The sequence below is a fragment of the Pseudomonas sp. FIP_A4 genome, from assembly GCF_036701605.1.
In the GTDB taxonomy this organism is placed as follows: domain Bacteria; phylum Pseudomonadota; class Gammaproteobacteria; order Pseudomonadales; family Pseudomonadaceae; genus Stutzerimonas; species Stutzerimonas phenolilytica.
On sequence record NZ_JAYDXP010000120.1, the window covers coordinates 26,158 to 48,483 of the forward strand.

General features: G+C 63.1%; 20 protein-coding genes and 2 tRNA genes. 16 read left to right on the forward strand and 6 right to left on the reverse strand.

Annotated elements, in window-relative coordinates:
- Nucleotides 1-76: 76 nt before the first annotated feature.
- The 4 genes from asd to leuC all read right to left on the reverse strand — a co-directional run bounded on the left by asd (nt 77) and on the right by leuC (nt 4,511).
- Nucleotides 77-1,189, reverse strand: coding sequence for an aspartate-semialdehyde dehydrogenase (gene asd, locus U8L64_RS06685; RefSeq protein WP_156714281.1), 1,113 nt, complete (start codon nt 1,187-1,189; stop codon nt 77-79).
- Between the two features lie 56 nt (nt 1,190-1,245).
- The gene (leuB, locus tag U8L64_RS06690) at nt 1,246-2,328 is read right to left on the reverse strand and encodes a 3-isopropylmalate dehydrogenase (protein WP_138299785.1); all 1,083 of its coding nucleotides are present in this window, start codon (nt 2,326-2,328) and stop codon (nt 1,246-1,248) included.
- Nucleotides 2,329-2,424: 96 nt separating this feature from the next.
- Nucleotides 2,425-3,072: a 3-isopropylmalate dehydratase small subunit gene (gene leuD, locus U8L64_RS06695; protein ID WP_043298350.1), complete on the reverse strand. Its 648-nt coding sequence runs from the start codon at nt 3,070-3,072 to the stop codon at nt 2,425-2,427.
- Nucleotides 3,073-3,083: 11 nt separating this feature from the next.
- Nucleotides 3,084-4,511, reverse strand: a complete 1,428-nt coding sequence (leuC, locus tag U8L64_RS06700) for a 3-isopropylmalate dehydratase large subunit (RefSeq protein ID WP_054094909.1) — start codon at nt 4,509-4,511, stop codon at nt 3,084-3,086.
- Between the two features lie 190 nt (nt 4,512-4,701).
- Between leuC and U8L64_RS06705 the strand changes: the two genes are divergently transcribed.
- Both U8L64_RS06705 and U8L64_RS06710 read left to right on the forward strand, forming a co-directional pair.
- The gene (locus U8L64_RS06705) at nt 4,702-5,601 is read left to right on the forward strand and encodes a LysR family transcriptional regulator (protein WP_333395031.1); all 900 of its coding nucleotides are present in this window, start codon (nt 4,702-4,704) and stop codon (nt 5,599-5,601) included.
- 11 nt (nt 5,602-5,612) lie between these two features.
- A complete protein-coding gene (locus U8L64_RS06710) occupies nt 5,613-6,359 on the forward strand; it encodes an SDR family oxidoreductase (RefSeq protein ID WP_138299782.1) in 747 nt (248 codons plus the stop codon).
- Nucleotides 6,360-6,364: 5 nt separating this feature from the next.
- Here U8L64_RS06710 and U8L64_RS06715 read toward each other — a convergent pair whose 3' ends face one another.
- Together U8L64_RS06715 and U8L64_RS06720 are read right to left on the reverse strand one after the other, a co-directional pair.
- Nucleotides 6,365-7,339 (reverse strand): tRNA dihydrouridine synthase, encoded by a 975-nt coding sequence (locus tag U8L64_RS06715; RefSeq protein ID WP_054094906.1) that lies wholly within the window; start codon nt 7,337-7,339, stop codon nt 6,365-6,367.
- A gap of 104 nt (nt 7,340-7,443) precedes the next feature.
- Complete coding sequence (locus tag U8L64_RS06720; RefSeq protein WP_333395036.1) at nt 7,444-7,725, reverse strand: hypothetical protein; 282 nt, start codon at nt 7,723-7,725, stop codon at nt 7,444-7,446.
- 137 nt (nt 7,726-7,862) lie between these two features.
- Here U8L64_RS06720 and U8L64_RS06725 point away from each other — a divergent pair, with 137 nt between their 5' ends.
- The 14 genes from U8L64_RS06725 (at nt 7,863) to U8L64_RS06790 (ending at nt 22,323) form a co-directional block, all read left to right on the forward strand.
- Entirely contained in the window at nt 7,863-8,042 is a 180-nt protein-coding gene (locus U8L64_RS06725) for a hypothetical protein (protein ID WP_043298957.1), read from the forward strand.
- Between the two features lie 41 nt (nt 8,043-8,083).
- Nucleotides 8,084-8,160: transfer RNA gene (locus U8L64_RS06730), tRNA-Met, on the forward strand.
- Between the two features lie 133 nt (nt 8,161-8,293).
- Nucleotides 8,294-8,370 (forward strand) — tRNA-Met (locus U8L64_RS06735).
- A gap of 849 nt (nt 8,371-9,219) precedes the next feature.
- Nucleotides 9,220-9,999, forward strand: a complete 780-nt coding sequence (locus tag U8L64_RS06740) for a hypothetical protein (protein ID WP_138299779.1) — start codon at nt 9,220-9,222, stop codon at nt 9,997-9,999.
- 62 nt (nt 10,000-10,061) lie between these two features.
- Nucleotides 10,062-11,237, forward strand: a complete 1,176-nt coding sequence (locus tag U8L64_RS06745; RefSeq protein WP_333395038.1) for a DegT/DnrJ/EryC1/StrS family aminotransferase — start codon at nt 10,062-10,064, stop codon at nt 11,235-11,237.
- A gap of 23 nt (nt 11,238-11,260) precedes the next feature.
- Nucleotides 11,261-12,790, forward strand: a complete 1,530-nt coding sequence (locus tag U8L64_RS06750) for a lipopolysaccharide biosynthesis protein (protein WP_054094898.1) — start codon at nt 11,261-11,263, stop codon at nt 12,788-12,790.
- Between the two features lies 1 nt (nt 12,791).
- Nucleotides 12,792-13,724, forward strand: coding sequence for a glycosyltransferase family 2 protein (locus U8L64_RS06755; protein ID WP_054094897.1), 933 nt, complete (start codon nt 12,792-12,794; stop codon nt 13,722-13,724).
- A 43-nt stretch (nt 13,725-13,767) separates the two neighbouring features.
- Nucleotides 13,768-15,978, forward strand: a complete 2,211-nt coding sequence (locus U8L64_RS06760; protein WP_333395041.1) for a polysaccharide biosynthesis tyrosine autokinase — start codon at nt 13,768-13,770, stop codon at nt 15,976-15,978.
- 21 nt (nt 15,979-15,999) lie between these two features.
- Nucleotides 16,000-16,746, forward strand: coding sequence for a WbqC family protein (locus tag U8L64_RS06765; protein ID WP_333395043.1), 747 nt, complete (start codon nt 16,000-16,002; stop codon nt 16,744-16,746).
- Nucleotides 16,747-16,793: 47 nt separating this feature from the next.
- A complete protein-coding gene (rfaH, locus tag U8L64_RS06770) occupies nt 16,794-17,294 on the forward strand; it encodes a transcription/translation regulatory transformer protein RfaH (RefSeq protein ID WP_054094894.1) in 501 nt (166 codons plus the stop codon).
- Nucleotides 17,295-17,331: 37 nt separating this feature from the next.
- Nucleotides 17,332-18,597, forward strand: a complete 1,266-nt coding sequence (locus U8L64_RS06775; RefSeq protein WP_333395046.1) for a glycosyltransferase family 4 protein — start codon at nt 17,332-17,334, stop codon at nt 18,595-18,597.
- A complete protein-coding gene (locus tag U8L64_RS06780; protein WP_333395048.1) occupies nt 18,536-19,834 on the forward strand; it encodes a hypothetical protein in 1,299 nt (432 codons plus the stop codon). The genes U8L64_RS06775 and U8L64_RS06780 overlap by 62 nt, the downstream gene beginning before the upstream one ends.
- A gap of 17 nt (nt 19,835-19,851) precedes the next feature.
- Nucleotides 19,852-21,159, forward strand: coding sequence for a hypothetical protein (locus U8L64_RS06785; RefSeq protein WP_139346414.1), 1,308 nt, complete (start codon nt 19,852-19,854; stop codon nt 21,157-21,159).
- Between the two features lie 57 nt (nt 21,160-21,216).
- Nucleotides 21,217-22,323 (forward strand): glycosyltransferase family 4 protein, encoded by a 1,107-nt coding sequence (locus U8L64_RS06790; RefSeq protein ID WP_333395052.1) that lies wholly within the window; start codon nt 21,217-21,219, stop codon nt 22,321-22,323.
- Nucleotides 22,324-22,326: the final 3 nt, after the last annotated feature.

The window sequence follows — 22,326 nt, forward strand, 5'->3', positions numbered from 1 at the left end:
TTGGCACTTGCCTACATTCAGCCTGCAGGATGCAGACGAAAAAAAACCGCGGCTGACCGCGGTTTTTAAAAGTGCCTCAACGCTCAAGAAGTATGCGGAGCATCCGACGCAGGGGCTCCGCAGCCCCCCATAGCAATTGATCACCAACGGTGAAGGCCCCGAGGAAATGGGAGCCCATGTTGAGCTTACGCAACCGTCCGACCGGTACGCTCAACGTGCCAGTGACGGCCGCCGGGCTCAGCTCCTGCATGCTGGCCTCTCGATGATTCGGCACCAGCTTGACCCACGGATTGTGCTGGCTGATCAGCCCTTCGATATCCGAAATCGGCACATCCTTGTTCAGCTTGATGGTCAATGCCTGACTGTGGCAGCGCATAGCGCCGATGCGCACGCAGATACCGTCAACCGGAATCGGGTTCTTGAATCGACCAAGGATCTTATTGGTCTCGGCCTGCGCCTTCCACTCCTCACGGCTCTGCCCGTTGGGCAGTTCCTTGTCGATATAGGGAATCAGGCTGCCGGCCAGCGGTACACCAAAGTTATCGACGGGGAACGCTTCACCTCGCTGACTCTCGGCAACCTTGCGGTCGATATCCAGAATGGCGCTCGCCGGATTGGCAAGGTCTTCGGCAACGGCGGCGTTGATGGTTCCCATCTGCTTGATCAGTTCGCGCATGTTCTGAGCGCCAGCGCCGGATGCAGCCTGATAAGTCATGGCGCTCATCCATTCCACGAGCCCCGCCTCGAACAAACCACCGAGGCCCATCAGCATCAGGCTGACAGTGCAGTTACCGCCGATGTAGTTCTTGGTACCGGCATCCAGCTGCTGGTCGATCACGCGGCGGTTCACCGGGTCGAGCACGATAACGGCGTCATCCTGCATACGAAGTGCCGAGGCGGCATCGATCCAGTAGCCTTGCCAACCTGCTTCGCGCAGCTTCGGGAAAACCTCGTTGGTATAGTCACCGCCTTGGCAGGTCAGGATCACGTCCAGCGCCTTCAGCTCATCGATACTGTAGGCATCCTTCAGCGGAGCGGTTTCCTTGCCGATGGCCGGCCCCTGGCCGCCAACGTTCGAGGTGGTGAAGAACACCGGCTCGATCAGATCGAAATCCCGCTCTTCCAGCATCCGCTGCATGAGCACGGAACCGACCATCCCGCGCCAACCGATCAGACCTACACGTTTCATCGCAACTACACCTATAGAAAAAGTGGCCCGCACATATAGAAAGGCGGGCGAAGAGCTTACAACTTCGCGAGCGCCGCGACTACCGCATCACCCATTGCCTGAGTACCTACCTTCGTGCAGCCCTCAGACCAGATATCGCCGGTACGCAGCCCCTGGTCGAGCACATCACTGACCGCCCGCTCGATGGCGTCCGCCGCAGTGACCTGATTGAAGCTGTAACGCAGCATCATCGAAACCGAGAGAATGGTTGCCAACGGGTTGGCAATGCCCTTGCCGGCGATATCCGGCGCTGAGCCGTGGCAGGGCTCGTACATGCCCTTGTTGCTAGCATCCAGCGAGGCGGATGGCAGCATGCCGATGGAGCCGGTGAGCATGGAAGCCTCGTCGGACAGGATGTCGCCGAACATGTTGTCGGTAACGATCACGTCGAACTGCTTGGGTGCGCGCACCAGTTGCATGGCGGCGTTATCGACGTACATGTGCGACAGCTCGACCTCGGGGTAATCCTTGGCCACTTCCTCGACCACCGCGCGCCACAGCTGGCTAGAAGCCAGTACGTTGGCCTTGTCCACCGAGCAGAGCTTCTTGTTGCGCAACATCGCCATATCGAAACCAACCTTGGCGATGCGGCGGACCTCGCTTTCGCTGTACGGCAGGGTGTCGTAGGCCATGCGCTCACCATTCTCGAGCACCTTGCTCTCGCGCGGCTGACCGAAATAGATGCCGCCAGTCAGCTCACGCACGATGAGGATGTCCAGACCCGCGACGATCTCCGGCTTCAGGGTCGAGGCATCGGCCAGTTGCGGATATAGCAGCGCCGGGCGCAGGTTGCCGAACAGGCCCAGCTGCGAACGGATCTTCAGCAGGCCGCGCTCGGGGCGAATGGCTGGATCGATGGTGTCCCACTTCGGGCCACCCACGGCACCCAGCAGGATGGCGTCCGCCTTGCGGGCACGCTCCAGGGTTTCGTCGGCCAGTGGTACGCCATACTTGTCGACCGCGGCGCCGCCCAGCTCGTCGTAACTCAGCTCGAAGCCGAGCTGGAACTTGTCGTTGGCCAGCTGCAGTACCTTGACGGCTTCCGCCATGATTTCCGGACCGATACCGTCACCCGGAAGAACCAGAATCTGCTTGCTCATTGTTTCCTCGATTTTTCGTGGGGCGGTTGATTACCTCATCCGCCGAAATCCTGCGAAACGAGGTGAATGACAGATCACCCACCTTCCCGCTTCATATCATTTGATCGCGCCGAACAGCCAAGGCTGACTCGTGCGGTGCTTTTCCTCGAACGCGCGAATCGCGTCGGCGTCCTGCAAGGTCAGGCCAATATCGTCCAGACCGTTGAGCAGGCAATGCTTGCGGAAGGCGTCGATCTCGAAGCGATACTGCACGCCATCCGGGCGCGTCACGGTTTGGGCCTGCAGATCGACGGTGAGTTGATAGCCCTCGATGGCCTCGGCCTGTTGGAACAGCGCATCGACCTCCTCTTCTTTCAGCACGATCGGCAGCAGGCCGTTCTTGAAACTGTTGTTGAAGAAGATATCGGCGAAGCTCGGCGCGATGATGGCGCGAAAACCGTACTCATCCAGCGCCCACGGAGCATGCTCTCGGGACGAGCCGCAGCCGAAGTTCTCGCGCGCCAGCAGCACACTGGCGCCTTGGAAGCGCGGGAAGTTCAGCACGAACTCCTTGTTCAGCGGGCGGTTGGAACAGTCCTGGTTCGGCTGACCGACATCCAGATAGCGCCACTCGTCGAACAAGTTAGGACCGAAGCCGGTACGCTTGATCGACTTAAGGAATTGCTTGGGAATGATCTGGTCGGTATCGACGTTGGCGCGATCCAGCGGGCAGACCAGGCCGGTGTGTTGGGTAAAGGCTTTCATGCTGTTGCTCCTCAGGCCTGGATCAGTTCGCGAACATCGATGAAACGACCGGTTACCGCGGCGGCGGCGGCCATGGCCGGGCTCACCAGATGAGTACGACCACCGGCACCCTGACGCCCTTCGAAGTTGCGGTTGGAGGTCGACGCGCAATGCTCGCCGCTGCCCAGCTTGTCCGGGTTCATCGCCAGACACATGGAGCAGCCCGGCTCACGCCATTCGAAGCCGGCCTCGATGAAAATCTTGTCCAGCCCCTCGGCCTCGGCCTGCTGCTTGACCAGACCGGAACCCGGCACCACCAGCGCCTGCTTGACGTTCGCCGCGACCTTGCGGCCCTTGGCTACCTCGGCGGCAGCACGCAGATCTTCGATGCGCGAATTGGTGCACGAACCGATGAACACGCGATCGAGCTTGATTTCGGTGATCGGCTGGTTGGCGCTAAGGCCCATGTACTTCAGAGCCCGCACGATGGAATCGCGCTTCACCGGATCGCTTTCGGCGGCCGGGTCTGGCACGCGCTGATCGACCGCCAGCACCATTTCCGGCGAGGTGCCCCAGCTGACCTGAGGCTTGATGTCCTCTGCCTTCAACTCGACGATGGTGTCGAATACCGCGTCCTCATCGGACACCAGGTCTTTCCAGACTTCGACCGCTTTTTCCCAATCCGCCCCCTTCGGTGCATAGGGCCGCCCTTCTACATAGGCGACGGTCTTCTCATCGCAGGCGACCATCCCCACACGGGCGCCAGCCTCGATGGCCATGTTGCAGAGGGTCATGCGGCCCTCCATCGACAGGTCGCGAATGGCACTGCCGGCAAACTCCAGGGCATGACCATTGCCACCGGCGGTACCGATCTTGCCGATCACCGCGAGCACGATGTCCTTGGCACTGACGCCAAACGGCAGTTTGCCTTCGACGCGCACCTGCATGTTCTTCATCTTCTTGGCGACCAGGCACTGAGTGGCCAGCACGTGCTCGACTTCCGAAGTGCCGATACCGTGCGCCAAGGCACCGAAGGCGCCGTGGGTGGAAGTATGCGAGTCGCCGCAGACCACGGTCATGCCGGGCAGAGTGGCGCCCTGCTCCGGGCCGATGACGTGGACGATGCCCTGACGTACGTCGTTCATCTTGAATTCGAGGATGCCGAAGTCGTCGCAGTTCTCGTCCAGTGTCTGCACCTGAATGCGCGAGACCTCGTCGGCGATCGCTTCCAGGCCGCCCTGGCGCTCACCCTTGGTCGTCGGCACGTTATGGTCCGGCGTCGCGATATTGGCGTCGATGCGCCACGGCTTGCGGCCGGCAAGGCGCAGCCCTTCAAAGGCCTGAGGCGAAGTCACTTCGTGCAGGATGTGACGATCGATATAGATCAGCGACGAACCATCGTCGCGCCGCTTCACCTCGTGCATCTCCCAAAGCTTGTCGTAGAGCGTTTTGCCGGCCATCGGAGTTTTCCTCATCTGCTTTCTATGCGGGGCGAATAGCCCTTGCGCTTATGGGGCGATCCTAGGGGCTTGATTTGAATTACTCAAATTCATATTTTTTATCCAAAGCATTCCCTACAGGAATCGCACAGGCCGCTGGTTAGCACCCAACTGCCCCGCTCGTGGCACCACTCAACGATTCGGAAGCCCCATGGACCTTGCCAACCTCAATGCCTTTATTGCAGTCGCCGAAACCGGCAGCTTCTCCCTGGCTGCCGAGCGCCTGCATCTGACGCAACCGGCCGTCAGCAAGCGGATCGCCGCACTGGAAGGGCAACTCGATGTGCGCCTGTTCGATCGGCTGGGTCGCGAAATCGGGCTTACCGAGGCCGGCCGCGCGTTGCAGCCACGTGCTTACCAGATTCTCAACGTTCTGGAGGACACCCGCCGCGCCCTGACCAATCTCAACGGCGACATCGGCGGGCGGCTGTCACTCGCCACCAGCCATCACATCGGCCTGCATCGCCTGCCGCCGCTGCTGCGCGCGTTCACCCGGGCCCACCCGCAAGTGAACCTGGACATTCGCTTTCTCGATTCGGAGATCGCCTACGACGAGGTCCTGCATGGGCGTGCCGAACTGGCGGTCATCACCCTGGCGCCGCAGACGGCCGAGCCGGTGAAGGCAGTGAAGGTTTGGGACGACCCGCTCGACTTCGTCGTCGCGCCCGAACATCCGCTGGCACGCCGGCCCACGATCACACTGGCGGATATCTCCAGCCATCCCGCGGTATTTCCCGGCGGCAACACCTTCACTCATCACATCGCGCACCGCCTGTTCGAACGCGAAGGACTGACGCCCAACATCACCATGAGTACCAACTATATGGAAACGATCAAGATGATGGTTTCCATCGGCATCGCCTGGAGCGTTCTGCCTCGCAGCATGCTCGACGAGCAGGTGGTGCGCCTGGATCTACCAGGCATTCAGTTGACGCGCCAGCTAGGCTATATCCGGCACACCGAGCGAACGCTATCCAATGCCGCAAGGGCGTTCATGGCCCTGCTCGATAGCGTGGCGGGTACCGCCGGACGCAAGGCAAACGATCAATAAAGAGGCCCGCCATGTCCAAGGTCATGCTGATCACCGGCGCCAGCCGTGGCATCGGCGCCGCCACCGCGCAACTGGCGGCAGAACAGGGCTATGCCCTGTGCCTGAATTATCACCATCGGGAAGATGCCGCGCGCCAGGTATTGCACGAGGCCCAGCGGCTCGGCGTACAAGGCATCGCGGTACAGGCCGATGTCTCTCGCGAAGATGAAGTGCTCGACCTGTTCACCGCGCTTGACAGGGAATTCGGCCGCCTCGACGTACTGGTCAACAACGCCGGCATGCTGGAGCGACAGATGCGCCTGGAGCAAATGGATGCGGCACGCTGGAGCCGCGTGCTTGGCACCAATGTGATCGGCAGCTTTCTCTGCGCCCGCGAGGCGATCAAACGGATGTCGACCCGCCACGGCGGGCATGGCGGCGCGATCATCAATCTTTCCTCGGCAGCCGCGCGTCTCGGCGCCCCGGGCGAGTACATCGACTATGCGGCAGCCAAGGGCGCCATTGACAGCATGACGCTGGGACTGGCCAAGGAAGTGGGCGCCGAAGGTATTCGCGTCAATGCCGTGCGCCCCGGCGTTATCCATACTGACATCCACGCCAGCGGCGGCGAGCCGGACCGGATCGAGCGGGTCAGGACAAGCGTACCGCTCGGACGCGGTGGTGACGCGCGTGAGGTCGCCGAAGCCATCCTCTGGCTCGCCAGTGACGGCGCCAGCTATACCAGCGGCGCATTGCTGGACGTCAGCGGCGGACGGTGAGCGCCCTACGCCAGGGCGCGCTGACGGATGGCCTGGGTATCCACGCCAAGCAACGCATCGATCCGCTCGCAGTCGTTCTCCCGACGAAGCTCGGCGAACAATGTCGACGCCTGCGGATAATTGCGCGTCAGCAATGCAAGCCATTGCTTGAGTCGGCCAGGCGCGTAGCGCGGTGCGATCTTGCCGCGGGCCTGGCGCCAGAAATCGGCCAGCATGGGCTTGAAGGCGTCCCAGCTCATCTCAGCCAGCGCCTGCCCCTGCCTCGCCGCCGCGATCTGACGGGCCAGATCGGGACGCGAAACTAGCCCGCGCCCGAGCATCACATCCTCGACGCCACTGACCTCGCGGCAGCGGCGCCAGTCAGCCACCGACCAGATCTCGCCATTGGCGTACACCGGCACATCCACCACATCACGCACCCTAGCTACCCATTCCCAATGCGCCGGGGGCTTATAGCCGTCCAGCTTGGTGCGCGCATGCACCACCAACTGCTGCGCGCCGCCAGCAGTCAATGCACGCGCGCAATCGAGGGCGCCATCCGGACTGTCGAAGCCCAGGCGCATCTTCGCGGTCACCGGAATATGCGCCGGAACGCTGCGGCGCACCTCGCAGACAATGGCGTGCAGCAGCTCTGGTTCCTTGAGCAGCACGGCGCCGCCGCGCGATTTGTTGACCGTTCGCGCCGGGCAGCCGAAGTTCAGGTCAATGGCCGGCGCTCCCAGCGTGCAGGCATAGGCGGCATTGTCCGCCAGGCAGGCCGGATCGGAGCCCAGCAGCTGCACCCGCACTGGCGTACCGGCACGCGTCACCGCACCCTCGGTCAGCTCCGGTGCTAGTTTGCGGAAGCTGCTCTGCGGCAGAAGGCGGTCCGAGACGCGAATGAACTCGGTCACGCACCAGTCGACGCCACCCGCCCGGGTCAAAACATCGCGCAGGATCTCATCGACCAGTCCTTCCATCGGTGCAAGAGCGATCTGCATGTTGCGACGTCTCGTGAAAAAGGGACGGCATTGTACGGAGATCGGCCGCACCGATGAATGCCGAGCGAAGCCTGTTCCTGGCGTCCTCGAGGCAACGCACCCGATCAATCGTCGAACTTGTCTCGCAGCTCTCGTCGGTGGTGGACCATATCGGTCTCATTGCCCCCATGACCGGGTTCGCCGGCATTGCGCTCAAGCGGTACCGCCAAGCGTTTCGACGCCTCATCCGGGGCCTTGTCCGCTTCCGACCATCCCTTAACGACGGTTTCGGTTTCTCGCGCGCCGTCGTCGGTAGTTCCACGCTCCGGCGACACGCCGTCCGATTGCGCGGTTGCAGCGCTCGCCCACCACACAACCCCGAACGCGAGCAGAAGATGAACACGCATGGCTGTCTCCTCCTTTATTCCCCTGCAGTTTAGGCCGTACGTGCCGCACAGGCGTTCCGGCCGGTCTGGAACCGCTTCGGGCACACAAGGTCCACTGCATAGCCACAGGACGAGACTCACAGCACAGGATGCGCTACATGATGACGCCCGCCTTCACCCTTATGTTGATGCTCTTCGGCTGGTTCCTGGTCGCGCTGGCGCTGCTATGGGGCATGATGCGGATCGCCCGTCGCCACCATCGTCCACGCGTACGCCACCGCAATCGCTCGGCGGCGAAGATATTCAGCCTGCCGATGCCGCTCAGAAAAATTTTCTAATCAGGTCGTGACAATCACGACAGAACCTGTAGAATTCGCGCCGCGGGATGGAGCAGTCTGGTAGCTCGTCGGGCTCATAACCCGAAGGTCGTCGGTTCAAATCCGGCTCCCGCAACCAATTCAAAAGGCCACTCATCGAGTGGCCTTTTTTGTTTATCTGTACAGCGCGCTGCGAAGCTAACTCGCTGATAAAAAAGCTAATTTTTCAAGAAATAGCTTGACAGCCGACGCTCAATGCGTAGAATTCACGGCGCGGGATGGAGCAGTCTGGTAGCTCGTCGGGCTCATAACCCGAAGGTCGTCGGTTCAAATCCGGCTCCCGCAACCAATTCAAAAAGGCCACTCATCGAGTGGCCTTTTTCGTTTCTGCGCTCATTGTGTGAAGCGTCTTAGGCACGAGCCGTTATCCCTCCTCGCCCCGCCTGCCGGCCTCTGCGGCGGCTTATCGCACGAAATGAAAGCAACTCTCATTTCTCAAACACTTATTCCAGATAGCATTTAAAAAAGAGCGCTTATTTCCATAGGCGTTCGCTTAGTAAAGCACTCAACTATTAGCAACAATTGAAATATAGACAAGAGAATCGCAATCCACCCAAGGATTGATTCTTGCAGGAACCGTCAAAATAAATTTTCTTTACCTTTCAGCAGGTTATACGAGCCGACTCAGCTGGCTTCGCCAAGCAACAAAAAAACGTCTCCGCGAGCTTGACTTCGATCACAGTTTGACGGATATCTATTGCCGAACGGAGTAGTGCGCTGCGAGCAGTTAAGATCATCGGGAGCGATCAAGTTCAGCAGCTGAGTTATACCGCCAGCGAAGCCCCGAAAAATTGTCAGTTCAAGAACCGCAAAGAGAGGTAAGTGCGGTAGCTTTGCCCAAATAAAAGTTATTGGGCAGTTAACGGCTTTGCAGTGCGGAATCTGAGTCAAGACGGTAAAAGATCACTGAACGGCGAAACGGTCTGAAACGCCGGTGGGCGGTAGCATTGCCGGATGCCCACACAGACTCCAGAAGCCAAAACTCATATATACGCCAGCTAGGCGAAAGTGCGAAAGACACACTCGTTTCTCTCTGTAATGTGAATCGCCCTGGCTCAAGGCGGAAAACTCACCGTCAGATAAAAAAGTTCATGTAAAGACAATCTTCATATTTCCCTCTTTTCTGCGGGAGAAACTTGTGCGCGCCCAAACTAGCAACTTAGACAATAGTTCCACCGCTCTTATTGCCAACGCAATAAACAAAGACGGTTACGCCTGCATTCCCGATTTCCTCAGCAGATCGCAGCTTGAAGAACTTCGCGAGCAGCTTTCCATTGAGGCCGAGCGACATGAAGGCAACTACTTCGCGTATCACGGCGACAATGCGCTGGCGGGAAGTCCGCTCGTTGCGCTGAAGGCGTCGCCTGATTTCCAGAAGATGCTCGCCGATGTTTATCGACAGGCGGTCGGTAACAGCGCGCCGAGTTCTGAAATATTCCCCGTATTGCGCTGCGTTCAGGGAGGCAGCGGACGGCGCGAGTCCAACTGCTTTCACTTCGATGCCAGTCTGGTGACCGCCCTGCTCCCTATCGAAATCCCCCAACAGGGCAAGCCGAACGAGCGCGGCGATCTGTTGCTATTCGCCAATCGGCGCCGTGTTCGCCCCAGTGTGCTGCTCAATGTGCTGGAGAAGGCGCTGGTGCAGAACGCCTTCACACGCAAGCTGATCAGCCTCGGCATACGGCTGCATTTGCTTCGGCCGCAGCGTCTGCGTCTGGTGCCCGGCAACCTCTATCTGTTCTGGGGCTATCGCTCACTGCACGCCAATGAGCCCTGCAACCCGGCCTATCGCCGTGCCACGGCGATCTTCCACTACGGCGATCCGCATGCCGGCAGCCTGCTGACCAGCCTGATCCTGACGGTCAACCAGCACCGTGCACGTCGCGCCAGCCAGATAAGCGACCAGCACGCCGTCTGACTGCCCTCCCCTTGCCGGCCAGAAACCGGAGAAGGGCCCCATGGCCCGATAAGGAAATCGACATGATCAACGTGACCAAGTCTTACCTGGGCAACAAAGACAAGTTCATAGCCTACGTCGACCGCATCTACGACACGGGCTGGCTGACCAACCAGGGCCCGTTGGTGATGGCGCTGGAACAGCGGTTGCAGGAATACCTGGGTGTGAGGAACATCATTCTCACCAACAACGGCACCATCGCCCTGCAGATCGCCTACCGCGCCCTGGGGCTCACCGGCAGCGCGATCACCACGCCGTTCAGCTTCGTGGCCACGACCAGCTCCCTGCAATGGGAAGGCATCCGGCCGATCTTTGCCGACATCGACGAAGCCACATGGAACATCGATCCCGAGCGGATCGAAGCGTGCATCGCCCCCGATACCAGCGCCATCGTTGCCACCCATGTGTTCGGCAATCCCTGCGCGGTCGAACACATCCAGCGCATCGCGAACCGGCACAACCTCAAGGTTGTGTACGACGGTGCCCACGCGTTCGGCGTGCGTCACGGCGGCCAGTCGGTGTTCAACTGGGGCGACATCAGCACCCTGAGTTTTCATGCCACCAAGCTGTTTCACACCATCGAGGGTGGCGCGATCGTCACCAACGATGATGCGCTGGCCGCACGGATTCGCCTGCTGTGCAACTTCGGCATTGTCGATACCGACATCATTCAGGGCATCGGCATCAACGCCAAGCTCAACGAATTCTCCGCGGCGATGGGGCTGTGCATCCTCGACGACATCGAGGACATCCTCGATCAGCGTGCCCAGATCGGCCAACGCTACGAGCGCGAACTGGGTGGCTATTTCGACCTGCAGGCGCCGCAACCGGGCAGCCAGCGCAACTACAGCTACTTTCCCGTTGCGCTGGCGAACGAACTGCAGCTACTGCGCAGCCGTGAGCAGCTGAACGACAACGGCATCAATCCGCGGCGCTATTTCTACCCCTCGCTGGACACCTTGGAATACCTGCAGCCGCAGGCACCGCAGCCGCGCTCGCGCGCGCTCAGTCGCCGCGTGCTTTGCCTGCCGATCTACCCAGGCTTACCGCCCAAGGTGCAGAGCCGCGTCATTCATACCCTGATTCATGAATCGATTCATAGCGAACAGGCCAGCCGCGCGCTGTTCAACCCGCTGGTCCGGGCTCTCGACCTGGTACAGCCGCAGCTCACCGGCGCCACCTGCAAGCGTATTTCCTGATTCGAATGGACGCACCTATCACCATGCCTGACCCGAAACGGCTTTCGGTACTGCGCAACACCGGCCTGAACTACCTTGGCCAGGCTTACGCCTTGCTGGTCGGTATCGTCATCCTGCCGTTCTACCTCAGCCACCTGGGCGCCGAAGCGTATGGACTGATCGGCTTCTTCGCGGTACTGCAGGCCTGGCTACAACTGCTCGATGCCGGCCTGTCGCCCTCGCTGGTGCGGCAGATCGCCCATTACCGAGGGCAGGCCACGGATTTTGCCCGGCTGAGCGAACCGGGCCGCCTGCTGCGCTCGTTCGAGATCATCTTCGTCCCCATCGCCCTGCTGACGTGGGCCAGCATCCACGCCGCCAGCGGCTGGATTGCCGAACACTGGCTGCAGTCCCACGAACTCAGTGGCGCCACACTCGCCCAGTGCATCAGCCTGATGGGCGTGCTGGTCGGCCTGCGGCTATACGCGACGCTGTACAAGAGCGGCCTGCAGGGGCTGGAACTGCACGGCTGGCTGAACGGCGCGAACATGCTGATCGCCACCCTGCGCTACTTCGGCGGGCTGTTTCTGGTCGCCTTCGTGACACAGGACCCGCGGGACTTCTTCGTCTTCCAGGTCGCGGTCGCGCTGATCGAAACTCTGCTGATGGCCTCGCGCGCCTATGCGCTGATGCCCAATCCGCATCTGTTCACCGGTTTCGACTGGACGGTGGTCCGGCCGGTACTGCCCTTCGCGGCGGGGATGACGCTCACCTCGGTGCTGTGGATCGTCCTCACGCAGCTGGACAAGGTGCTGCTCTCCAAGGTGCTGCTGCTCAAGGAGTACGGCTATTACTCGCTGGTCGCGCTGATCGCCACCGGGTTGCTCACCCTGACCAACCCGCTGGTGCAGACACTGCTGCCGCGCATGACCATGCTTACCGCCGAAGGGCGGATCGCCGACATGCGCGCGCTGTACCTCAACGCCAGCCGCTTCGTCTGCAGCGTGCTGTTCCCGCTGGCGGCGGTGATTGCCTTCCACTCGCGCGAGCTGATTTTCGCCTGGACCGGCGATGCGCAGGCCGCGGCGTGGAGCGAGCCGATCCTCGCCTGGTACGTGCTGGGCAGCGCGATCCTGGCGGTAGGTGCCTTCCAGTTCTACCTGCAGTACGCCTTCGGCGAGCTGCGCCTGCACATCTGGTTCAGCGTCGTATCCACGGCGATCAGCATTCCGCTGGTGGTCTGGGCCGTGCTGCAGCATGGCGCGCTCGGTGCGGCACTGGCGTGGTTCGGCCTGCGGTTGATCACCTTCGTCATCTGGCCGCCGCTGGTACACCGGCGCTTCGTTCCGGGTCTGCACGGCATCTGGCTGAAAGACCTGGTTCGTATCACCGCCATGACCGTTCTCGGCCTGCTGGTCGGCGAGCCGCTGTTCGACGCCATCGCCAGCGACGAGCGCATCGACATCCTGCTGGGGCTGGCCAGCAGCGGCCTGATCTGCCTGGTCCTGGTCGCCGCCAGCTCCCGGCCGCTGGTTCTCAAACTCTACGTGTTGATCACCAAACCGAGCCTGTGACATGGAATTGAAGAGCGAATACGCCATCAGGTCGCGCTGGCAAGGCCGCACCGAGCCGACGCTGAGCATCATCTGCCTGACCTACAACCACGCTCCCTTTATCAGGAAGACCCTGGAGAGTTTTCTCCAGCAAGAAACGGATTTCCCTTTTGAAGTGATCGTGCATGACGACGCCTCCACCGATGCGACCGCCGCGATCATCGCCGAGTACGCCGCGCGCTACCCGGGCATCGTCAAGCCGATCTACCAGCAGCAGAACCAGTTCAGCCTCGGCGTACCGTTCAGCACGCGGCTGTTCGCCCGTGCGGCGGGTCGCTACATCGCCTACTGCGAGGGCGACGACTACTGGACCGATCCGCGCAAGCTGCAGATCCAGGTGGATTTTCTCGAACGCCACCACGACTACGTGCTGACCTACCACGACGCCTTCATGTTCAACAGCCAGGGCGTCATCCGCAGCCCGCAGTTCACCGGCAAGTTGCGCCAGGACGCCAGCGCACGCGAGCTGATGCAGGGCCGGCCGTTCTCCACGCTGACTGTGTGCTTTCGCAACCTGCTGCAGGAGCTGCCACCCGAACTGCTCGGCGTGGAAGTGCTGGACATCTGCTGGTGGTCGCTGCTCGGTGCCCACGGCAAAGGCAAGTTCATCGACGAGATCAAGCCGGCGGCCTACCGCGTTCACGAAGGCGGCATTTTCTCCATGCGCCCCAGCCGGCAGCGCATCCAGATGACCCTGCACGCCCATTACTGCCTGGCCCGTTACTACCAGCGCATCGGCAAACGCGAGCTGTACGAGTACTTCCTCGGCCAGGTCGCCAGCGAGTGCCTCGCGCTTCTCTCGCCGCTGAGCAAGCTGCAGGCGCTTTGTGGTGTTGCCCAGAACCTCGCACTCAACCTGTTGCGGCGCCTGGCCCCGCGACCGGCCAAAGGCTGAGTTACAAAACCCTGTTTCACTGCACCATCAGGATGGATCCCCAATGACTGCACTGACCCGCTCCTCGCTGGAATACGACACGGACAGCCGTATCGATCTGGCCGGTATTCTGCGTACCGCCTACGACCACAAGGGACTGATCGCCAGCATCACCGGGCTGTTCGCCGCCCTGGGCATCGCCTACGCCGTAGTCGCCACGCCGATCTACGAAGCCACCGCGATGATCCAGATCGAGCCGAAGAAGACCGGTATCACCGGCGTGCCGGAGGTCGTGCCCCGGCCGGATTCGGTATCCCAGGCCGTCACCGAGATTTCCCTGCTCAAGTCGCGCGCCGTGCTGGGCAAGACGGTGGAAAACCTCAAGCTCTACATCACCGCCAAGCCCAAGCGGCTGCCGCTGCTGGGCGGCTACCTCGCGCGGCAGCACGACCCGGCCGTCGACGGTCCACTGGCCGCCCCGCTGTTCGGCCTCGCCAGCCTTGCCTGGGGCGGCGAGAAGATCGAGGTGTTCCAGCTCGACGTACCGCCGGCCTACCTGGGCGAAAAGCTCACCCTCGTCGCCGAGAACGACGGTGGCTATCGGCTGCTGGATGAAGAACAAACCCTGCTGCTGCGCGGCGAAGTGGGCCAGGCCGTAGCCAGCCGTGGCTTCAAGGTCCAGATCAGCGAACTGCTGGCGCGTCCCGGCACCGAGTTCGAGCTGGTGCGCAGCCGCGCGCAGACCACCGCACTGGATTACCAGGACCGACTCAAGGTCGGCGAAGCCGGCAAAGACTCGGGGATCATCTACCTGTCGCTGGAAGACGCCGACGCGCAACAGGCCACCGCCGTGCTCGACGAAATCGGCCGCCTCTATGTACGCCAGAACGTCGAACGCAGCTCGGCCGAGGCCGCGCAGCGTCTGGAGTTTCTGCGTTCGCAGCTGCCGCTGGTGCGCAAGGAGCTGGAAAAGGCGGAGGCTGCGCTCAATGCCTACCAGACCAGCGCCAAGTCGGTGGACATCAGCATCGAGACCGAATCGGTGCTCGAGCAGATCGTCGAGCTGGAAAAACTGCTCTCCGAGCACAACCTCAAACGCGTCGAGTACAACCGGCTGTACACCCGCGAACACCCGATCTACCAGACGCTGATGAAACAGATCGGCCAGTTGCAGACGCAGAAGGAGCAGCTGCTGAAGAAGGTCGATGCGTTGCCGGAAACCCAGCAGGAGCTGCTGCGGTTGAAGCGTGACATGGAAGTCACCACCGAAACCTACACGCTGCTGATGAACCAGGCCCAGGAGCAGGACGTCCTGCGCGCCGGCACCATCGGCAACGTGCGCATCATCGACGATGCCTACACCACCACCGAGAAGCCGGCCAAGCCAATCCGCCCGCTGATCGTCGGCATCGCCATCTTTCTCGGACTGCTGGCCTCGGCGCTGGTCATCCTGCTGCGCCAGGCCTTCTATCGCGGCGTGGAAAGCCCCGACGTGATCGAGAAGCTCGGCATTCCGGTGTATGCCGCCACGCCGTTCTCCAGCCGTCAGGAGCAACTGCAAAAAGCACACAAGGCGAACGACGGTCTGGCCCGGCTGCTCAGCCTCATCGACCCGGCCGATCTGGCAGTCGAGTCCATGCGTAGCCTGCGTACCAGCCTCAAGTTCGCCACCCTCGAGGCGCGCAACCGGGTGCTGATGATCACCAGCCCGACGCCGGGCGTCGGCAAGTCGTTCGTCTCCAGCAACCTGGCGGCGGTCATCGCCCAGAGCGGCCAGCGCGTGCTGCTGATCGACGCCGACATGCGCCGCGGTTACCTGCATCGCGTGCTGGGCCTCACACCGCGCCACGGTCTGTCCGACGCACTCGCCGGCGGGCTGCCGCTGAACGAGGTGACCCGGCGCACCGCGCAGAAGAATCTGGATTTCATCGCCAGCGGTTGCAACGCGCCCAATCCGTCCGAACTGCTGATGCACGACAACTTTGCCCGGCTGCTCAAGGAAGCCGAGCAGCACTATGACTTCGTCATCGTCGACACCCCGCCGGTGCTGGCCGTGACCGATGCCGTGCTGGTCGCCCAGCAGGCCGGCACCAGCCTGCTGGTGACGCGTTTCGGCGTCAGCAGCGCCGCACAGATCGAGGCCGCCAAGCGCCGCCTGATGCACAACGGCGTGCTGCTCAAGGGCGCGATCCTCAACGGCATACGCCGCCGTGCCTCCAACTCGGCGTACGACACCGGCGCCTACGGTTACTACAGCTATCCCCAGAAAGCCTGACAACGCACAAGGAGAAGCGCCGTGCTCCGCACCATCGCCATGATGCAACCGTACCTGTTTCCGTACCTGGGCTACTTTCAACTGATCAACGTCAGTGACGTGTTCGTACTGGGCGACGACCTGCAGTACGAAAAGGGCTCATGGATGAATCGCAACCGGATTCTGGGTGACGGCCAGCCGAAGCTGATCACCTTTCCCCTGAAGAAGGGCCACCAGTACGACCGCATCAACGAGCGCTGGCTGAGTGACGACTTCGACCAGCAGGCCCAGACCCTGCTGCGCAAGATCGAGCACGCCTACGCCAAGGCACCGCAGCGCGATCAGGTGATGCCGCTGCTGCGCGAGATTCTCGAATACCCGGAGCGCAACCTGGCGCTGTTCACCGAGTACTCGCTGCGCCGCCTGTGCCAGTACATGGGCATCACCACGCCGATTTTCCGCGGCTCGGACCTGTGCCTGCCGCCGGTGATGGACAAGCAGGACCGCGTCATCCAGATCGCCCGGCGCATGGACGGCGAGCTGTACCTCAACCCCATCGGTGGCATCGCCCTGTACTGCCCTGCCCGCTTCCGCGCCGAAGGCCTGCTGTTGCGCTTCCTGCGTATGGACGACGACCTGAGCTATCCGCAGTTGAACCATCCCTTCGTGCCGGCGCTGTCGATCATCGATGTGCTGATGTTCAACGACCGCGAAACGCTCAAGGACATGCTCAACCGCTTCGGCGTGATCGAAGGCCGCGAGACAAGGCCAACGCTGCACCTGGCATGACCCTCATTCCGGCCAGGCTGGCCGATCCACACCGGGAAGGACCTCACATGACACCGCTCCACACACCGCGCTGGTATCTCATCCAGACCAAGCCACGCCAGGAATCGCGCGCCGAAGAACACCTGCTGCGTCAGCACTACGAGTGCTACCGCCCGCTGCGCAACACCACCAGCGGCAAGCAGCCGGCGCGCCACGCCGAGCCGCTGTTCCCCGGCTACCTGTTCATTCGCCTCGACCCCGCCAAGGACAACTGGTACCCGATCCGCTCCACACGCGGCGTCAGCCGGGTCGTCAGCTTCGGCGGCCACCCGATTCCGGTGCAGGACGAGCTGATCGAGCAGTTGCGCCAGCGCCTTGCCGTGCCGGCGATGGTCGCGGCGCCGTTCAGCCCTGGCGAGCGGGTGCAGATCAGCGGCGGGGGGCTGCGCGAGCTGGAGGCGATCTTCGTCGCCAGCGACGGCGAGCAGCGCTCGATCATCCTGCTCAACCTGCTGCACCGGCAGCAAAAGATCACGGTGCCGAACCACTACCTGCAGTGCTTTGCATGAACGGCCGGATTGTCCGGCATCAGCGAGTCTCGAACCGATGAAGATCCTTTTTCTCAACGCCTTCTATCCGCCACACATCGGCGGCGGCGCCGAAGTGGTGCTGCGCCAGCTGGCCGAAGGTCTGCAACGGCGCGGTTGCGACGTGGCCGTGCTGGCAACCGGACCGGATGCCGGCCTGCAGCAGCAGGTGCAGCAGAACGTGCGGGTCTACCGTGCGGGTCTGCACAACCTCTACTGGCACTACACCCAGCAGCGTCCCGGCCGCCTCGCGCGCATGGGCTGGCACCTGCTCGACCGCTACAACCAGCGCATGCGCCGCTACGTACGCGCCGTGCTGGCGCTGGAGCGGCCGGACATCGTGGTCAGCAACAATCTCACCGGCTGGTCGATTTCCGCTTGGGACGAGATCAGCGCTGCCGGCGTGCCGATCGTTCAGGTGCTGCATGACCTCTATCTGCTGTGCCCCAAGGACACCATGTTCAACCACGGCAAGGTCTGCACGCAGCAATGCGGCCAATGCCGGTTCATGCGCATCCGCCACGCCGGCGCCTCGGCGCAGGTGGCGGCGGTGATCGGGGTCAGCCGCTTCGTGCTGGAACGGGTCGCCAGCCACGGTTACTTCCCCCACGCCAGCCGCTATGTAGTGCACAACCGCAGCGAAGCCAATGCCGAGCAGCGCGCGCCGGCGGCGCGGCCGGTGAACCAGCCGCTGCGTTTCGGCTACATCGGCACATTGTCGGAGAACAAGGGCGTTGCCTGGCTGATCGAGCAATTTCAGGCGCTGGCCATCGATGCGCGGCTGGAGATCGCCGGGCGCGGCAAGCTGGATTACGAAGCGCGGCTCAAGGCCCAGGCCGACCCAAGCAAGGTCACCTTCCACGGCTATCGCAAGGCCGACGACTTCATGCGCGAGATCGATGTGCTGGTGGTGCCATCACTATGGGATGAGCCCTTCGGACTGGTCGCCGTGGAGGCCTGCGCCAACCACGTGCCAGTGATCGCCACCCAGCGCGGCGGCCTGCCGGAAATCATCCAGGACAACCTCAACGGCCTGCTCTGCTCGCCGCACGAACCGCATTCGCTGGCCATCGCCATGCTCTGGCTGTACCTCGACGCCGACCTGCGCGAGCGCCTGGGCCGGCAGGCGCGCGCCAGCGTCGAACCGCTGCTGGATAGGGAACGCATGTTGGATGAGTACCAGTCCATCCTGCGTAAAACGCTTCAGGGAAAGAGCATTCGCCATGAACCAGAGCCTGCTGATCACTGCCCGACGCCCAGCGTCGCATCCGCTCGAGATCGATAAGCCGACGCTGCTGACGCTGATCGCCGCCGCACTGCTGCTGACCGAGACGTTTTCCGGCGCGCTGCGCTACTACAGCGCGCTGGCCGGAGTGTCCTGGCTGCTCTACCTGCCGAAGATGGCGTGCCTGGCCGCGCTCAGCCTGGAGCTGCTCGGCTACCGCGGGCAGCCGCTGTTCTGGCTGGTGCTGCTGGCGCTGGTGACCTCGGCCTGGCTGGCGCTGCTCAACGGCGCGGAGCTGGCCAACATCGGCTTCGCGCTGTTCATCTACATCCCGCTGCTGTTCGGCGTGATCTGCGGCGGGTATCTGGAAGGCAAGCTGGCGCTGCTGATCCGGGTGATCGGCTTCTGCCTGCTCGCCTCGTTCGTCGGCATCGCGCTGGACATGCTCATCAGCGTGCCGTGGAAGGGCTACAGCTACATGCTCGGCGACGTGGAACTGAGCGGCAATCGCTCCTGGGCAATGGACGATATCGACCGCATCGGCGGCTTCGCGCGGATGTCCACCAGCCTGTCGGTGATGATTGCCGTGTACAGCCTGGTTCTCGCTGCCTTCATCCGCTCGCGGCTGCTGCGCGTGCTGCTCTACGGCGTGTCGCTGGCCGGCATCGTGCTAACCACCAACAAGTCGAGCGTGGCGGCGTATGTGGTCACCCTGCTCATGCTGACCTTCGCCGCGTACCGCTTCGCCAGCGCCACGGCGTTTTTCCTCGCGGTGCTGGGTGGCGCGGCGCTGCCGATCGCTAGCCTGCTGTTGCGCGTCGACCCCATCGCCGCGGTCAGCAGCAGCCTGCTGGCCTCGTTCGCCGATCGCCTGGTCAACAGCTGGCCGAACTTCATCGACAACGTGACGAGCCAGGCCTCGATCTGGTGGGGCGCGGGCTTCGGTGCGGTGGGCAGCAGCGGCACGGCGTTTCCCATTCCGGGCCTGGAGTTGCTGGCCATCGCCGACAACACCGCGCTGTACCTATGGGGAATGCTCGGCCTGAGCGGCGTCGCGCTGTACCTGCTGGCCCTGCCGCTGCTGCTGCGCCTGCACGAGCGCGGCCCGCGCGTGCGCAGCGGCCTGCTGGGCGCAGTGTTCTGCATCTGCCTGGTGGCCTGGGCCACCGACGTGCTGGAAGTGCCCATTGCCAGCCTGTTCCTCGGCCTGGCGATTGCGCACGTGCTTACCCCGCTCGACCGACCGGCGGCCAGCCTGATGACGCCGCGCATCACCGATCCCCGCCACCTGGCGTAACCACGACGAGACCGATGATGAATTGCTTCGCCCTGTTGCCGCTGGCGCTGTTCGGCAGCCTGCTCGGCTTCACCCTGACCACGGCGGCACAGACCGCCGAGCCGCTGTTCACTGTTGGCGTCTGCTCGCATGAGCTGCACAAAGGTGTAGCCGGCAAACAGCCCGGCGCGCTCGCCAGCGCCGCCGGCATCACCTCGGTCCGCACCGATGCGCACTGGGCCTACGTGGAACGCGAACGCAACCGCCTGCTGATCGAGCCCTCCTGGCAACGCTACCTTGCCGACAACCGCCGGCACGGCCTGGATACGCTGTTCATTCTCGGCTATGGCAACCGCTTTCACGGCGAGGGCGAAAAACCTCGCAGCGAGCCGGTGCGCGCGGCGTTCAACCGCTACGTAAGCCACCTGGCCGGCGCGCTGAAAGGCCAGGTCGCGCACTACGAAGTGTGGAACGAGTGGGACGTGGAAGACCCGCACAGCCCCACCTTCAGCGAGGACTATGCGCGTCTGGTCGCCGACGCCGCCGGCATCATCCGCGAGCAGGATCCGGCCGCCAGGGTGCTGGCCGGCGCGGTGACGACCCAGGGCATCGAATCCGGTTTCGCCCGGCGGCTGATCGAGCATGGCGTGCTGCAAGCGGTCGACGGCCTGTCGCTGCATCCGTACGTGCACTGCCGCGGCTGGCGGCGCGACACGCCCGAAGCCTGGATCGACTGGCTCGCCGAGGTCGACCAGCAGCTGAGCGTGGCTGCCGGCCGGCCGGTGCCGCTGTACCTGACCGAGATGGCCTGGCCCGCGCATGACGGCGCCTGCGGCGTCAGCGAAACGCTACAGGCGGCTTACCTGGCGCGCAGCTACTTCCTCGCCCGCACGCTGCCGAACGTCAAGGGCATGTGGTGGTACGACTTCAGAAACGACGGCACCGACCGCCGCGAGCGCGAGCACAACTTCGGCCTGCTGCGCCACGACTACTCGGCCAAACCGGCGTATGCGGTGCTGCAGGCGATCAGCGAGATCGTCGGCGAATACGAACTGCTCGGCCACGAGCGCCGCGCCCGTGGCGAGGTGGTGCTGTTGCGCTTCGCCCGCGACGACGACGAACTGCTGGTCGCCTGGACCGGTGGACGCCCGCGCACGCTGGCCATCGAAAGCGCCCGCGGGCGGGCCGGCAACGTGCAGATGCTCGATACCGCCACGCCGCAGCGCGGACGCTTCGCCAGCGACGTGCGCTGGAACTGCGCCGCTGCCGGCCAGGCCTGCACGGCGCGCATCGAGCTGAACGAGTTCCCCAAGATCATCAGTACCCGCGCGTCGCCGACGCACTGAAACACTCTGTCTTGCCGGCGCCGGATCGCTGGCGCAGGCCCCTGAAGGAGTAGTCCCATGATCGTGATCAACGCTCGTTTCCTGACCCAGGAGATTCGCGGGGTACAGCGCTTTGCCGAGCAGCTGTCCCTCGAACTGGGCAAGCTGCGCAGCGATCTGCTGTTCGTGGCACCGCATGACGTGCATCTGCGCGACAGCGCCACCCAGCTCAACGTGCGCCGCATCGGCCGCAACCGCGGCCATCTGTGGGAGCAGCTGGATCTGCCGCTGTGGCTCGCGCGCAACGGCCGGCCGCCGCTGGTCTCGCTGTGCAACACGGCCCCGCTGGCCTACGCCAACCAGATCGCCACCCATCACGACATCACCTACGTGCGCCACCCGGAGAGCTATTCGCCGCTGTTCCGCCGCTTCTACCAGACCATGACGCCGCTGCTGCTGCGGCGCATCCGCGCGCTGATCACCGTCAGCGAGTTTTCCCGCCGGGAAATCGCCCAGCACTATGGCTACCCCGCAGACCACATCTGCGTGGTGCCGAACGCGGTGGCGCCGCGCTTCAGACCGTTCAGCGCGAGCGATTGCCGGGGCGCAGCAAAGCCGTACCTGCTGGCCGTCTCCTCGCCCAACGCGCACAAGAATTTCGAGCGGATGGTCGCAGCCTTTCTCAGCCTGGAGGGCTTCGACGATACCGAGCTGCGCATCGTCGGTGATTCGCATTCGGTGTTTTCCGCCGGCAACTGCCTGGTCAACGGCAACCAGCGCATCCGCATGCTCGGGCGCCTCAGCGACGAGGAGCTGGTGGAGGAATACCAGGGCGCGCGGGCGTTCGTGTTTCCCTCGCTGTACGAAGGTTTCGGCATCCCGCCGCTGGAAGCGCAGGCCTGCGGCTGCCCGGTCATCGCTGCGCGCGCCGCGTCGATTCCCGAGGTGCTCGGCGAAAGCGCGCTGTACTTCGACCCGCTGGACATTCGCTCGATGGCCCTGGCCATGAGCCGTGTGCTGCAGGACGCCAGCCTGCGCAACGACCTGCGCGTAGTCGGCCGTGCCAACGTGGCGCGCTACTCCTGGGAGGCCTCGGCCCGGACGGTCTCGCGCCTGATCGACCGCACCCTGGCCGGCAAGCACAACCACCCGGCAGTCGCCCGCTGGAACCCCGGCCAGCGCTAACAA